The organism is Pseudomonas sp. QE6 (assembly GCF_041379005.1).
Classification (GTDB): Bacteria; Pseudomonadota; Gammaproteobacteria; order Pseudomonadales; family Pseudomonadaceae; genus Pseudomonas.
Genome location: NZ_CP166873.1, coordinates 128272 through 140786, shown reverse-complemented (window position 1 = coordinate 140786; position 12515 = coordinate 128272). Strand labels below are relative to the sequence as shown.

13 protein-coding genes are annotated in these 12515 nt (G+C 63.8%); 10 read left to right on the top strand and 3 right to left on the bottom strand.

Features of this window, described 5'->3' with window-relative positions:
• Window positions 1–292: 292 nt before the first annotated feature.
• Window positions 293–1069: an FCD domain-containing protein gene (locus tag ACAW63_RS00665; protein ID WP_371230958.1), complete on the top strand. Its 777-nt coding sequence runs from the start codon at window positions 293–295 to the stop codon at window positions 1067–1069.
• Window positions 1070–1108: 39 nt separating this feature from the next.
• Here the strand turns inward: ACAW63_RS00665 and smpB are convergent, their stop codons facing one another.
• Window positions 1109–1588, bottom strand: a complete 480-nt coding sequence (gene smpB / locus ACAW63_RS00660) for an SsrA-binding protein SmpB (RefSeq protein ID WP_275608730.1) — start codon at window positions 1586–1588, stop codon at window positions 1109–1111.
• A gap of 153 nt (window positions 1589–1741) precedes the next feature.
• On the opposite strand from smpB, the gene ACAW63_RS00655 reads away from it, so the two are divergent.
• Window positions 1742–2176, top strand: a complete 435-nt coding sequence (locus tag ACAW63_RS00655) for a type II toxin-antitoxin system RatA family toxin (RefSeq protein WP_275608729.1) — start codon at window positions 1742–1744, stop codon at window positions 2174–2176.
• Window positions 2169–2477 (top strand): RnfH family protein, encoded by a 309-nt coding sequence (locus ACAW63_RS00650; protein WP_371230955.1) that lies wholly within the window; start codon window positions 2169–2171, stop codon window positions 2475–2477. The genes ACAW63_RS00655 and ACAW63_RS00650 overlap by 8 nt, the downstream gene beginning before the upstream one ends.
• A gap of 55 nt (window positions 2478–2532) precedes the next feature.
• Here the strand turns inward: ACAW63_RS00650 and ACAW63_RS00645 are convergent, their stop codons facing one another.
• A complete protein-coding gene (locus ACAW63_RS00645) occupies window positions 2533–3069 on the bottom strand; it encodes an outer membrane protein assembly factor BamE (RefSeq protein WP_371230953.1) in 537 nt (178 codons plus the stop codon).
• A 96-nt stretch (window positions 3070–3165) separates the two neighbouring features.
• On the opposite strand from ACAW63_RS00645, the gene fur reads away from it, so the two are divergent.
• Entirely contained in the window at window positions 3166–3570 is a 405-nt protein-coding gene (fur, locus tag ACAW63_RS00640; protein WP_015478949.1) for a ferric iron uptake transcriptional regulator, read from the top strand.
• Between the two features lie 221 nt (window positions 3571–3791).
• Here the strand turns inward: fur and recN are convergent, their stop codons facing one another.
• Window positions 3792–5468, bottom strand: coding sequence for a DNA repair protein RecN (gene recN / locus ACAW63_RS00635; protein ID WP_371230952.1), 1677 nt, complete (start codon window positions 5466–5468; stop codon window positions 3792–3794).
• Between the two features lie 197 nt (window positions 5469–5665).
• On the opposite strand from recN, the gene grpE reads away from it, so the two are divergent.
• The 6 genes from grpE (at window position 5666) to leuE (ending at window position 12513) form a co-directional block, all read left to right on the top strand.
• Entirely contained in the window at window positions 5666–6229 is a 564-nt protein-coding gene (gene grpE, locus ACAW63_RS00630) for a nucleotide exchange factor GrpE (protein WP_371230951.1), read from the top strand.
• A 90-nt stretch (window positions 6230–6319) separates the two neighbouring features.
• The gene (gene dnaK, locus ACAW63_RS00625) at window positions 6320–8236 is read left to right on the top strand and encodes a molecular chaperone DnaK (protein WP_371230949.1); all 1917 of its coding nucleotides are present in this window, start codon (window positions 6320–6322) and stop codon (window positions 8234–8236) included.
• A gap of 122 nt (window positions 8237–8358) precedes the next feature.
• Entirely contained in the window at window positions 8359–9489 is a 1131-nt protein-coding gene (gene dnaJ, locus ACAW63_RS00620) for a molecular chaperone DnaJ (RefSeq protein WP_371230947.1), read from the top strand.
• Between the two features lie 58 nt (window positions 9490–9547).
• Window positions 9548–10354 (top strand): 4-hydroxy-tetrahydrodipicolinate reductase, encoded by an 807-nt coding sequence (gene dapB, locus ACAW63_RS00615; protein WP_371230946.1) that lies wholly within the window; start codon window positions 9548–9550, stop codon window positions 10352–10354.
• Window positions 10355–10678: 324 nt separating this feature from the next.
• Window positions 10679–11815 (top strand): glutamine-hydrolyzing carbamoyl-phosphate synthase small subunit, encoded by a 1137-nt coding sequence (gene carA, locus ACAW63_RS00610; protein WP_275608721.1) that lies wholly within the window; start codon window positions 10679–10681, stop codon window positions 11813–11815.
• A 44-nt stretch (window positions 11816–11859) separates the two neighbouring features.
• Window positions 11860–12513: a leucine efflux protein LeuE gene (gene leuE / locus ACAW63_RS00605; RefSeq protein ID WP_371234530.1), complete on the top strand. Its 654-nt coding sequence runs from the start codon at window positions 11860–11862 to the stop codon at window positions 12511–12513.
• Window positions 12514–12515 lie beyond the last annotated feature (2 nt).

Here is a 12515-nt window from a genome sequence, read left to right as displayed (position 1 = left end):
GTTGCCGGTCGGGCGATTCCGTTGCGCTTGTGGCGCGTTGGCAGGCGGTCGACTGATCGCGGCGTAGTTGTCGTGTAATCGACTTTTCGGTAAATTGGTAATACCAATTTACAAAGCCGAGCGCTCAGGGTAAAAGCCCTGCTGTCGGCGTGTCAATTTGCTGCGATTCAACTTTTGTCGATAACGCCCGGGTGGGCGGGGTGGTCTTGTTGCCGGCTTCGGGGTTGGTCAGACTGCCGCGCTTGGCGCGCAAGTCGCGGCGCAGAGCGTTTTGCCGTGGGAGATCACGAAGATGGGATTTGGTCAGGTCAAGCAGCGCCGTCTGTCGGATGACATTGTCGAGCGGTTGGAGGCGATGATTCTCGAAGGCACCCTCAAGGCTGGCGAGCGCCTGCCGGCGGAGCGAGTGCTGGCCGAGCAGTTCGGCGTGTCGCGGCCGTCACTGCGCGAGGCGATCCAGAAGCTGGGGGCCAAGGGCTTGCTGGTCAGTCGCCAAGGGGGAGGCAATTACGTCAGCGAAGGGCTGGGCTCGATGTTCAGCGATCCCCTGTTGCATCTGCTGGAGAGCAATCCGGAAGCGCAGCGCGATCTGCTGGAGTTCCGCCACACCCTGGAAGGCTCCTGCGCGTACTACGCCGCGCAGCGTGCGACCGAGGTGGATCACCAGCGCCTGAAGCAGGCTTTCGACACGCTGCAGGACTGCTACCAGGGGCACGGCAAGGTCAGCCGGGCGGAGGAGGGCGCGGCGGACGCGGCCTTCCACCTCGCCATCGCCGAGGCCAGTCACAACGCCGTATTGCTGCATACCATCCGCGGCCTGTTCGACCTGCTCAAGCGCAACGTGGTGACCAATATCGGCGGGATGTATGCGCAGCGCGACGAGACCCGCGAGCAGCTGATGCGTCAGCATCGCGAACTCTACGAGGCGATTGTCGGCGGGCAGGCGGAGGCGGCGCGGGAGATTTCCCAGCGACACATCGACTACGTGCAGGAAGTGCTGGCCGAAGCCCAGGCGCAGGAAGTGCGCCTGCAGCGGGCGCAACGGCGCCAGGGCGCGGTGGACGCCTGACCGGCGCCGCGCCCTCGCTGAGGGAGGGCGCTGAAGGGGTCAGTCGTCCTTGCCGTGACGAATGGCGCGCTGGACCTCGCGGTTGGCGTCGCGCTCCTTCGCCGTATCGCGCTTGTCGTACTCTTTCTTGCCCTTGGCCAGTGCGATCTCGCACTTGATCAGGTGCTTCTTCCAGTACATCGACAGCGCGACGCAGGCATAGCCTTTCTGCTGCACGGCACCGAACAGCTTGCCCAGCTCGCGCTTGTGCAGCAGCAGCTTGCGCGTGCGCACCGGGTCGGCGATGACGTGGGTGCTGGCAGTGGTCAGCGGCGTGATGTGGCTGCCCAGCAGCCAGGCTTCGCCATCCTTGAGCAGCACGTAGCTGTCCACCAGCTGCGCCTTGCCGGCGCGCAGGCTTTTCACTTCCCAGCCGGCCAGGGCGACGCCTGCCTCGAAGCGCTGCTCGATGAAGTAGTCGTGCAGAGCCTTCTTGTTCTGCGCGATAGTCCCCGAAGGGTGTTTCTTCTGTTTAGCCATAGGCCGCGCATTATAGGGAGTCGCTCGCCGCGCCGCTATCGGGACTGTGCATGCCGGCATGCAAGCTTGAGGGGGCGTGGCTAATCTCGGAGAATGCGCGCTGTTTTTTTGATCGGCGGGCGGGCAATCGCCCCATAACAAAGCGAGACGTCTATGAGCACGCATATCCAGCGTTCGGCGCTGCTGCCCTACCCGGCGAAGGCGCTGTACGACCTGGTCAATGATGTGGCGCGCTACCCGGAGTTCCTGCCCTGGTGCTCGGCTTCCACCGTGCTGGAGGAAAGCGAGGTGGCCATGCGCGCCGAGCTGACCGTGGCCAAAGGCAGCATCACGCAACGCTTCACCACGCGTAACGCGCTGGTGCCCGGCCAGAGCATCGAGATGAATCTGGAGGAGGGCCCCTTCACCCAGCTGCACGGCGTCTGGACCTTCAAGGCTTTGGGTGACAAGGCCTGCAAGATTTCCCTCGATCTGACCTTCGATTACGCCGGCGCGCTGGTTAAGGCTACCCTCGGCCCGCTGTTCACCCAGGCGGCGAACACCATGGTCGATGCCTTCTGCCAGCGCGCCAAGCAACTCCATGGCTGAAGCGGCGAGCATCGCTGTGGAGGTGGTCTACGCGCTGCCCGAGCGGCAAGCCCTGCTGCGCCTGAGCGTGCCCTACGGCACCCGGGTGCGCCAGGCGGTGCTGCTGTCGGGTATCGCTGCGCAGTTTCCCGATCTGGATGTGCGGAATTGCCCACTGGGGATTTTCGGCAAGGCCGTGGCCAGACCCGATGAGCGCGTACTGGAAGACGGGGAGCGGGTGGAGATCTATCGTCCGCTGATCGCCGATCCCAAGGAGGTTCGCAAACAGCGCGCGGCGCGGGCCAGGGCCGCCAGGGGCTGAAACAGCAGGCAACAAAAAGCCCGGCATTGGCCGGGCTTTTTTGTCGGGCAGACCCTTATTGCGGGTTCTTGTCCAGCGGTTCCGGGGTCGGGATCGGCACGGTTTCCACCTGGTCCACTTCCTTCTGGATCTGCTCTTCCACGGAGCCGGGCTTGGCCGGTTCTTCCTTGGGTTGTTCGGGTTGCTGCTGGGTCGGTTCCGACGGCGTGGTGGTCGAGCCGCCTTCCTTGCCGAGGATCGACTCGTCGCGGCTCACGCCGGGCATGAAGTCGCCGTTGAGGCCGATCAGCTGGTCGCTGTCACTGAAGTACAGGCTCATGCGTTCCTGCTGGCGCTGACCGCCACCGGGCTGGATGCTGTACAGGTAATCCCAGCGATTGGGATGGAAAGTGTCGACGATCAAGGGGTTACCCATGATAAACCGCACTTGGCGCCGGGTCATTCCAGGCTTCAACTGGTCTATCATGTCTTGTGTTACGACGTTGCCCTGCTGGATGTCGATCTTGTAAACCCCCGGGAAAGAGCAACCGGCGAGTGCGGCGAGTCCCAGCGCGAAGGCGAGACTGGTCAGCATGAGCTTGGCGTTTTGCATCGGGTGGTGACTTCCACTATCTTGGCTGAGCGACGAAACCCCGATCATACCTGCATTGAGGGAAGCTGCGAAGCATCCCGCGCCGAGAAAGCACACATGGTTGAAAATAGCGAACTGCGCAAAGCCGGACTGAAGGTCACGCTGCCGCGCGTCAAGATCCTCCAGATGCTCGATTCCGCCGAGCAGCGCCACATGAGCGCGGAGGATGTCTACAAAGCGCTGATGGAGGCGGGTGAGGACGTAGGTCTGGCCACTGTCTATCGCGTGCTGACCCAGTTCGAGGCCGCGGGCCTTGTGGTGCGCCACAACTTCGATGGCGGCCATGCCGTCTTCGAGCTGGCCGACAGCGGCCACCATGACCATATGGTCTGCGTCGATACCGGCGAAGTCATCGAGTTCATGGACTCGGAAATCGAGAAGCGCCAGAAGGAGATCGTCAGGGAGCGCGGCTTCGAGCTCGTCGATCACAATCTGGTGCTCTACGTGCGCAAGAAGAAGTAAGCGCACGCGGATGCAGAAACGGCGGCCCTCGGGTCGCCGTTTTCGTTTGTGGCGTGGTTCGTCGGGCGTAGAGCGTATAACGCTCCGCGTTATACGCCGATTGGCCATTGCCCCGCTTCACACTGGTTCGACCTGGGAATGATTGGCCACGCCCAGCCTCGGCGTCAGCGATGTGACAGGTGTATCGACGTACAACCGCGAACGGTTGTACGCCCTACGGGTCAGCCCTGTATGGCGGAGTCCACCATCTTGCGGGCGTGGGCCAGGGACTCCTTGGTCAGGTCGACGCCGCCGAGCATGCGGGCGATTTCCTCGATGCGTTCGGCCTTTTTCAGGTTGGCTACGGCGGTGCGGGTTTCGCTAGTGTCGCGGTCCTTGTGCACGAACAGGTGCTGGTGGCCCTGCGCAGCGACCTGCGGCAGGTGGGTGACGGTGAGCACCTGGCCGCGATCGCCCAGGCGGCGCAGCAACTGGCCGACGACTTCGGCGGTGGGGCCGCCGATGCCGACATCCACTTCGTCGAAGACCAGGGTCGGGACGCGCGAGGTCTGCGCGGTGATCACCTGGATCGCCAGGCTGATACGCGACAGCTCGCCGCCTGAGGCGACCTTGGCCAGGCCCTTCATGGGCTGGCCGGGGTTGGCGCTGACCAGGAATTCCAGCTGCTCCAGGCCGTTCACCTGGGGTTCGTCCGAGCTGGCTTCGCGCAGGTCGATGGCGAAGCGGCCACCGGGCATGCCCAGACGCTGCATTTCCACTTCCACCGCCTTGGCCAGCTGCGGCGCGGCGGTTTGGCGGATACGGCTGAGTTCCTCGGCCTTCTCCTGGTAATGACGGGCATAGGCGGCCAGCTCGTCGCCCAGGCGCTCGACGGCCTCGTCATCGGCGTTCAGCGCTTCCAGCTCATCCAGCAGGCGCTGCTGCAGGTCCTGCAGTTCGTGGGGCTGTACGCGATGCTTGCGGGCCAGGCTGTAGATGGCGTCCATGCGTTCTTCCAGCTGTTGCAGGCGCATGGGGTCAGCGTCGAAGTTGTCGACGAAGCGGTTCAGCTCGCCAATCGCCTCTTCCACCTGGATCTGCGCGCTGGACAGCAGGTTCACCGCTTCGCCCAGCGCCTGCGGCTGGCTCGGGAAGGCAGTCAGGCGATTGAGGCTCGACGTCAGTGCCGAAAGCACGTTGCCGGCATCGCTTTCGCTGCACATTTCCACTACTTGCCGACACGCGGCGATCAGGCTGCCGGCGTTGCTCTGGGTCTTGTGTTCGGCTTCCAGCGTCTCCAGTTCGTTATCACCCAGTCCGAGGTTTTCCAGTTCCTCCAGCTGATAGCTGAGCAACTGGTGGCGAGCGCGCTGCTCGTCGCCATTGCGCGACAGGCGGTCCAATTCCTGGCGGGTCTGTTTCCAGCGCTGCGCGGCAAGGTGCACCTGGCGCGCCAGGTCCTGGCTGCCGGCGTATTCGTCGAGCAGGCGGCGGTGGGTGTCGGCCTTGAGCAGGGACTGGTGCTCGTGCTGGCTGTGGATGTCGATGAGCAGTTCGCCCAGGTGCTTGAGGTCGCCCAGCGGGCAGGGCGTGCCGTTGATATAGGCGCGGGAGCGGCCTTCGGCGGTGATCACCCGGCGCAGGATGCACGGGCCGTCCTGCTCCAGGTCGCGCTCGGCCAGCCAATCGCGGGCTTCGGCAATCGCGCTGACATCGAAGCTGGCGAGAATGTCGGTCTTGTCGGCGCCGGGGCGCACCACGCCGCTGTCGGCGCGGTCGCCCAGGGCGAGGCCGAGGGCGTCGAGCATGATCGACTTGCCGGCGCCGGTTTCGCCGGTGATCACGGTCATGCCGGCGGCGAGCTCGAGATCGAGGTGCTCGACGATGGCGTAGTTGTGCACGGACAGGTGAACCAGCATGGGCGGCGGCTCCATCAATAAGTCTGGTTATTTATACAGTATTTTTTGCCGCTGGCAATTCTCTCCTGTCGCGTTGGGGTGCCCATGAGGTCGGCGCCCTTGAAGTCGAAAAAATCCGCCCCATATAGACGGCAGAGCCGCGGACCAATGGGTTCGCTTTGTTTTCAAAGGCTTATTTTCTTTTTTAGGAGAGTGGCATGTCTGACGAACAACAGACTCGGGATTCCCAGTTCAACGAGCAGCCGGAAACCGGTGCTGCCGAGGACCTGAACGCCCGCGTGCTGGAGCTGGAAGAGCAGCTCGCCGCGGCCAAGGATCAGAGCCTGCGCGCCGTCGCCGAACTGCAGAACGTCCGCCGCCGCGCCGAGCAGGACGTGGAAAAAGCGCACAAGTTCGCCCTGGAGAAATTCGCCGGCGACCTGCTGCCGATCGTCGATACCCTCGAGCGCGCGCTGGAGATGTCGAATCCGGACGACGAGGCGATCAAGCCGATGCGCGAAGGCATCGAGCTGACGCTGAAGATGTTCCACGACACCCTGAAGCGCTTCAATCTCGAGCCGGTCGATCCGCACGGCGAGCCGTTCAATCCCGAGCATCACCAGGCCATGGCGATGGAAGAGAGCGTGCGCCTGGAGCCGGGTAGCGTGGTCAAGGTGTTCCAGAAGGGTTACCTGCTCAACGGTCGCCTGCTGCGTCCGGCCATGGTCGTGGTTAGCAAGGCGCCCGAACAAACCCCGCCTTCGATCGACGAGAAGGCTTGAAATCCACCACCCGGTCCCCATCTGGGTAATCAACCGAGCCAAAGACCCGCAACAGGGTCAGCGCGGAATCTAATTTCTGGAGAGTGAAATATGGGCAAAATCATTGGTATCGACCTGGGGACCACCAACTCCTGTGTGTCCATCCTGGAGAACGGTAACGTCAAGGTCATCGAGAACGCCGAAGGCGCTCGTACCACCCCGTCGATCATCGGTTACGCCAACGACGGCGAGATCCTGGTCGGTCAGCCGGCCAAGCGCCAGGCCGTGACCAACCCGAAAAACACCCTGTACGCAGTGAAGCGCCTGATCGGTCGTCGCTTCGAAGAAGACGTCGTACAGAAAGACATCAAGATGGTGCCGTACGCCATCGTCAAGGCTGACAACGGCGACGCGTGGGTCGAGGCCAAGGGCCAGAAGATGGCTCCGCCGCAGGTCTCCGCCGAAGTCCTGAAGAAGATGAAGAAGACCGCCGAGGACTACCTGGGCGAGCCGGTCACCGAAGCGGTCATCACCGTTCCGGCCTACTTCAACGACAGCCAGCGTCAGGCCACCAAGGACGCCGGTCGTATCGCCGGTCTGGACGTCAAGCGCATCATCAACGAGCCGACCGCGGCTGCGCTGGCCTACGGCCTGGACAAGGCCAAGGGCGACCACACCATCATCGTTTATGACCTGGGTGGCGGTACCTTCGACGTTTCCGTGATCGAAATCGCCGAAGTCGATGGCGAGCACCAGTTCGAAGTACTGGCTACCAACGGCGACACCTTCCTGGGTGGTGAAGACTTCGACCTGCGCCTGATCGACTACCTCGTTGAAGAGTTCAAGAAAGAGTCGGGCATGGACCTCAAGGGCGACCCGCTGGCCATGCAGCGCCTGAAGGAAGCGGCCGAGAAGGCCAAGATCGAGCTGTCCTCGACTCAGCAGACCGACGTCAACCTGCCGTACGTCACCGCTGACGCCAGCGGCCCGAAACACCTGAATGTCAAGGTTTCCCGCGCCAAGCTGGAATCCCTGGTGGAAGACCTGGTCACCCGCACCATCGAGCCGTGCCGCGTTGCGCTGAAAGACGCAGGCCTGGACGTCTCGAAGATCGACGAAGTGATCCTGGTCGGCGGCCAGACCCGTATGCCGCTGGTGCAGAAGACCGTTGCCGAGTTCTTCGGCAAGGAGGCGCGCAAGGACGTTAACCCGGACGAAGCCGTTGCCATGGGTGCTGCCATCCAGGGCGCCGTTCTGGCCGGCGACGTGAAGGACGTGCTGCTGCTCGACGTCACCCCGCTGACCCTGGGTATCGAAACCCTCGGTGGCGTGATGACCGCGCTGATCGACAAGAACACCACCATCCCGACCAAGAAGTCGCAGGTGTTCTCCACCGCCGATGACAACCAGGGCGCCGTGACCATCCACGTGCTGCAGGGCGAGCGCAAGCAGGCCGCGCAGAACAAGTCGCTGGGCAAGTTCGACCTGGCCGATATCCCGCCGGCTCCGCGCGGCGTGCCGCAGATCGAAGTGACCTTCGACATCGACGCCAACGGCATCCTGCACGTCGGCGCCAAAGACAAGGCCACCGGCAAGCAGCAGTCCATCGTGATCAAGGCTTCCTCCGGCCTGTCCGAGGACGAGATCGCGCAGATGGTGCGTGACGCCGAGGCGAACGCCGAGGAAGACCGCAAGTTCGAGGAACTGGCCGCGGCCCGCAACCAGGGTGATGCGCTGGTCCATGCGACTCGCAAGATGGTCACCGAGGCTGGCGACAAGGCCACCGCCGAGGAGAAAGCCGCCATCGAGAAAGCGCTGGGCGAGCTGGAAGTTGCCGTGAAGGGTGACGACAAGGCCGAGATCGAAGCGAAGCTGAACGCGCTGTCCCAGGCGTCCACCCCGCTGGCGCAGAAGATGTACGCCGAACAGCCGCAGCCGGGCGCTGCCGCTCAGGGCGAGGCCGCTGACGACAAGGCTGGCGACGATGTCGTCGACGCCGAGTTCGAAGAGGTCAAGGAGAACAAGTAAGCCGCGTGCTTGCTTCCGCTCCGGCGCACCGACCAGCGTGTCGGTGCGCATGAAACGTCACGCGGGGGCTTGCTCCCGCGTTGGCGTGTCTGGGGGAGAGGTTTTCAAGGTGCAAAGAATTTATGGCCAAACGTGATTTTTACGAGGTACTGGGTGTCGAGCGTGGCGCCAGCGAGTCGGACCTGAAGAAGGCCTACCGCCGGCTGGCCATGAAGTACCACCCGGACCGCAATCCCGGCGACAAGGAAGCCGAGGACAAATTCAAGGAGGCCAACGAGGCGTACGAGGTCCTGTCCGACGCCAGCAAACGCGCGGCCTACGACCAGTACGGCCATGCCGGCGTCGATCCGCAGATGGGCGGTGGTGGCGCCGGCTTCGGTGGTGCGAGCTTCTCGGACATCTTCGGTGATGTCTTCAGCGACTTCTTCGGCGGTGGCGGCGGTCGCGGTGGCTCCCGTGGCGGGCCTGCGCGTGGCGCTGACCTGCGCTACACCCTCGATCTGGACCTGGAAGACGCGGTGCGCGGCACCACCGTGACCATCCGCGTTCCCACCCTGGTCGGCTGCAAGACCTGCAGCGGCAGCGGCGCCAAGCCCGGCACCACGCCGGTCACCTGTACCACCTGCGGCGGTATCGGCCAGGTGCGCATGCAGCAGGGCTTCTTCTCGGTACAGCAGACCTGTCCGCGCTGCCATGGCAGCGGCAAGATGATCACCGACCCCTGTGGCTCCTGCCACGGCCAGGGGCGCGTGGAAGAACACAAGACCTTGTCGGTGAAAGTGCCGGCCGGCGTCGATACCGGTGACCGCATCCGCCTGACCGGCGAAGGCGAGGCCGGCGCCCATGGTGGCCCGGCGGGCGACCTGTACGTGGTGGTGAACGTGCGTGAGCACGACATCTTCCAGCGCGACGGCAAGCACCTGTACTGCGAAGTGCCGATCAGCTTCGCCGACGCTGCCCTGGGTGGCGAGCTGGAAGTGCCGACCCTGGATGGTCGCGTGAAGCTGAAGATTCCCGAAGGCACCCAGACCGGCAAGCTGTTCCGCCTGCGCGGCAAGGGTGTTGCCCCGGTGCGTGGCGGCGGTGCCGGCGACCTGATGTGTCGCGTCGTGGTGGAAACCCCGGTGCAGCTGGACAAGCGTCAGCGCGAGTTGCTCGAAGAGTTCCGCGGCACCCTGCAGGGCAACTCTTCCCATTCGCCCAAGGCCAGTGGCTGGTTCGAGGGCATGAAGCGCTTCTTCGACGATCTATGATGCAAGGCCCCGGACGATGTGAATCGTCCGGGGCTTTCTAGCTTTGGAGCAGTTTTATATGCGACGTATAGCCGTAATGGGCGCCGCCGGGCGCATGGGCAAGACCCTGATCGAGGCGGTGCAGCAGACCAATGGCAGTGCCGGCCTGACCGCGGCGGTCGACCGTCCGGACAGCACCCTGGTGGGCGCTGATGCGGGCGAGCTGGCGGGCCTGGGGCGTATCGGCGTGCCGCTGTCGGGAGACCTGGGCAAGGTGGTCGACGAGTTCGACGTACTGATCGACTTTACCCACCCGACCGTCACCTTGAAGAATCTGGAAGTCTGCCGCAAGGCTGGCAAGGCCATGGTTATCGGCACCACCGGCTTCACCGTCGAGGAGAAGGCGCTGCTGAGCGATGCGGCCAAGGATATCCCGATCGTCTTTGCCGCCAACTACAGTGTGGGCGTGAATCTCTGTCTGAAGCTCCTCGATACCGCAGCCCGCGTGCTGGGTGATGAGGTGGATATCGAGATCATCGAGGCGCACCACCGCCACAAGGTCGATGCGCCGTCCGGCACTGCGCTGCGCATGGGCGAAGTGGTCGCCAACGCGCTGGGTCGTGATCTGGAGAAAGTGGCCGTCTACGGTCGCGAAGGCCAGACCGGTGCCCGTCCGCGCGAGACCATCGGCTTCGCCACCGTGCGTGCCGGCGATGTGGTGGGCGATCACACCGTGCTGTTCGCCGCCGACGGCGAGCGCGTGGAAATCACCCACAAGGCCTCGAGCCGCATGACCTTCGCTCGCGGTGCCGTGCGTGCTGCGCAGTGGCTGGAAGGGCAGGCCAATGGCCTGTACGACATGCAGGATGTGCTCGGCCTTCGCTGAGCATCAGCATGCTGTACGTCGGTCGGGTTGCGTTGGGCAGGAGTCTCGAGTGCTCATTTGGCACGTGTAAACTCCGCGTCCTCGCTTACTGTCCGCCTTGCCCGACTCTAGCTCGCGAGATCGAAAGCTGATGCTGAGTGGCATAGCCGTACGTCGTGCAAAAGGTGGACCATGATGTCGCTTTTCTGTAAACTACAGCTTTAGTGTGTCCACTAAAAGCAGCGCAGCATGATCACATAAAAAGCGGGATGACTTCTTCTGATGTCATCCCGCTTTTTTACAATCTGCGCACGCCCAGCCAGGCTTGAACTACGGGAGGTCTTCTTGACTAAGCCAGCCATACTTGCACTTGCCGACGGCAGCGTTTTTCGCGGTGAAGCCATCGGCGCCGACGGCCAGACCGTCGGAGAGGTGGTGTTCAACACCGCCATGACCGGCTACCAGGAAATCCTCACCGATCCTTCCTACGCCCAACAGATCGTCACCCTGACCTACCCGCACATCGGCAACACCGGCACCACGCCGGAAGACGCCGAGTCGAACAAGGTCTGGGCCGCCGGCCTGATCATTCGCGACCTGCCGCTGCTCTCCAGCAGCTGGCGCGACAAGCAGTCCCTGCCGGACTACCTGAAAGAGAACGGCACCGTTGCCATTGCCGGCATCGATACCCGCCGCCTGACCCGCATCCTGCGCGAGAAGGGTTCGCAGAACGGCTGCATCCTGGCAGGCCCCGACGCCACCGAGGAAAAAGCCCTCGAACTGGCGCGCGGCTTCCCGGGCCTGAAGGGCATGGACCTGGCGAAAGTCGTTTCCTCCACCGAGCGCTACGAGTGGCGTTCCAGCGTGTGGAACCTGGAAACCGACAGCCATCCGGAAATCGCCGCCGCCGACCTGCCGTACCACGTGGTTGCCTATGATTTCGGCGTGAAGCTGAACATCCTGCGCATGCTGGTCGCCCGCGGCTGCCGCCTGACCGTCGTGCCGGCGCAGACCCCGGCCAGCGAAGTGCTCGCCCTCAATCCGGACGGTATCTTCCTCTCCAACGGCCCTGGCGACCCCGAGCCGTGCGACTACGCCATCCAGGCCATCCGCGAATTCCTCGACACCGAGATCCCGGTATTCGGCATCTGCCTCGGCCACCAGCTGCTGGCCCTGGCCTCCGGCGCCAAGACCCTGAAGATGGGCCACGGCCACCACGGCGCCAACCACCCGGTACAGGATCTGGATTCGGGCGTGGTGATGATCACCAGCCAGAACCACGGTTTCGCCGTGGACGAGGCGAGCATGCCGGCCAACCTGCGTGCGACCCACAAGTCGCTGTTCGACGGCACCCTGCAGGGGATCGAGCGCACCGACAAGGTGGCCTTCAGCTTCCAGGGGCACCCGGAAGCCAGCCCTGGCCCGCATGACGTGGCCCCGCTGTTCGATCGCTTCATCGCGGCGATGGCCGAGCGCCGCTGAGTCCCGGCTTTTTTTCGAAAGAGACGGAAGAGGGAAAGAAGATGATGCCGACCCTGGGAATCACCGACCTCTGGACCTACGTCCTGGGTACGTTGTTCATCGTCCTGCTGCCGGGGCCGAACTCGCTGTTCGTCCTCGCCACCGCCGCCCAGCGCGGCGTGGCTTCGGGCTACCGGGCGGCGAGCGCGGTGTTCCTGGGCGATGCGATCCTGATGCTGCTGTCGGCGTTGGGTATCGCCTCGGTGCTCAAGACCGAGCCGATGCTGTTCCTGGGTCTGAAGTACGTCGGCGCTGCCTACCTGTTCTATTTAGGGGTAGGCATGCTCCGCGGTGGCTGGCAGAAACTGCGCCACCCGCTGGACACGGCCGCCGCGCCGGCCAGGGAAGTGGACGTCAACCAGCCGTTCCGCAAGGCGCTGCTGCTGAGCCTGTCCAACCCCAAGGCGATCCTCTTCTTCATCTCCTTCTTCATCCAGTTCGTCGACCCGGGTTACGCCTACCCCGGCCTGTCGTTCCTGGTGCTGGGCACGATCCTCGAGATCATCAGCGCCCTGTACCTGAGTTTCCTGATTTTCTCCGGTGTGCGTCTGGCGGCCTGGTTCCGTCGGCGGCAACGGTTGGCTGCCGGCGCCTCGAGTGGCGTCGGCGCCCTGTTCGTCGGCTTTGGCGTGAAGCTGGCCAGCGCAACCCTTTCCTGAAT

Bases quoted from the DNA above. Each gene is read 5' to 3' on its own strand.
- ACAW63_RS00665 (WP_371230958.1), top strand. From the start codon at position 293: ATGGGATTTGGTCAGGTCAAGCAGCGCCGTCTGTCGGATGACATTGTC.
- smpB (WP_275608730.1), bottom strand. From the start codon at position 1,588: ATGGCTAAACAGAAGAAACACCCTTCGGGGACTATCGCGCAGAACAAG.
- ACAW63_RS00655 (WP_275608729.1), top strand. From the start codon at position 1,742: ATGAGCACGCATATCCAGCGTTCGGCGCTGCTGCCCTACCCGGCGAAG.
- ACAW63_RS00650 (WP_371230955.1), top strand. From the start codon at position 2,169: ATGGCTGAAGCGGCGAGCATCGCTGTGGAGGTGGTCTACGCGCTGCCC.
- ACAW63_RS00645 (WP_371230953.1), bottom strand. From the start codon at position 3,069: ATGCAAAACGCCAAGCTCATGCTGACCAGTCTCGCCTTCGCGCTGGGA.
- fur (WP_015478949.1), top strand. From the start codon at position 3,166: ATGGTTGAAAATAGCGAACTGCGCAAAGCCGGACTGAAGGTCACGCTG.
- recN (WP_371230952.1), bottom strand. From the start codon at position 5,468: ATGCTGGTTCACCTGTCCGTGCACAACTACGCCATCGTCGAGCACCTC.
- grpE (WP_371230951.1), top strand. From the start codon at position 5,666: ATGTCTGACGAACAACAGACTCGGGATTCCCAGTTCAACGAGCAGCCG.
- dnaK (WP_371230949.1), top strand. From the start codon at position 6,320: ATGGGCAAAATCATTGGTATCGACCTGGGGACCACCAACTCCTGTGTG.
- dnaJ (WP_371230947.1), top strand. From the start codon at position 8,359: ATGGCCAAACGTGATTTTTACGAGGTACTGGGTGTCGAGCGTGGCGCC.
- dapB (WP_371230946.1), top strand. From the start codon at position 9,548: ATGCGACGTATAGCCGTAATGGGCGCCGCCGGGCGCATGGGCAAGACC.
- leuE (WP_371234530.1), top strand. From the start codon at position 11,860: ATGCCGACCCTGGGAATCACCGACCTCTGGACCTACGTCCTGGGTACG.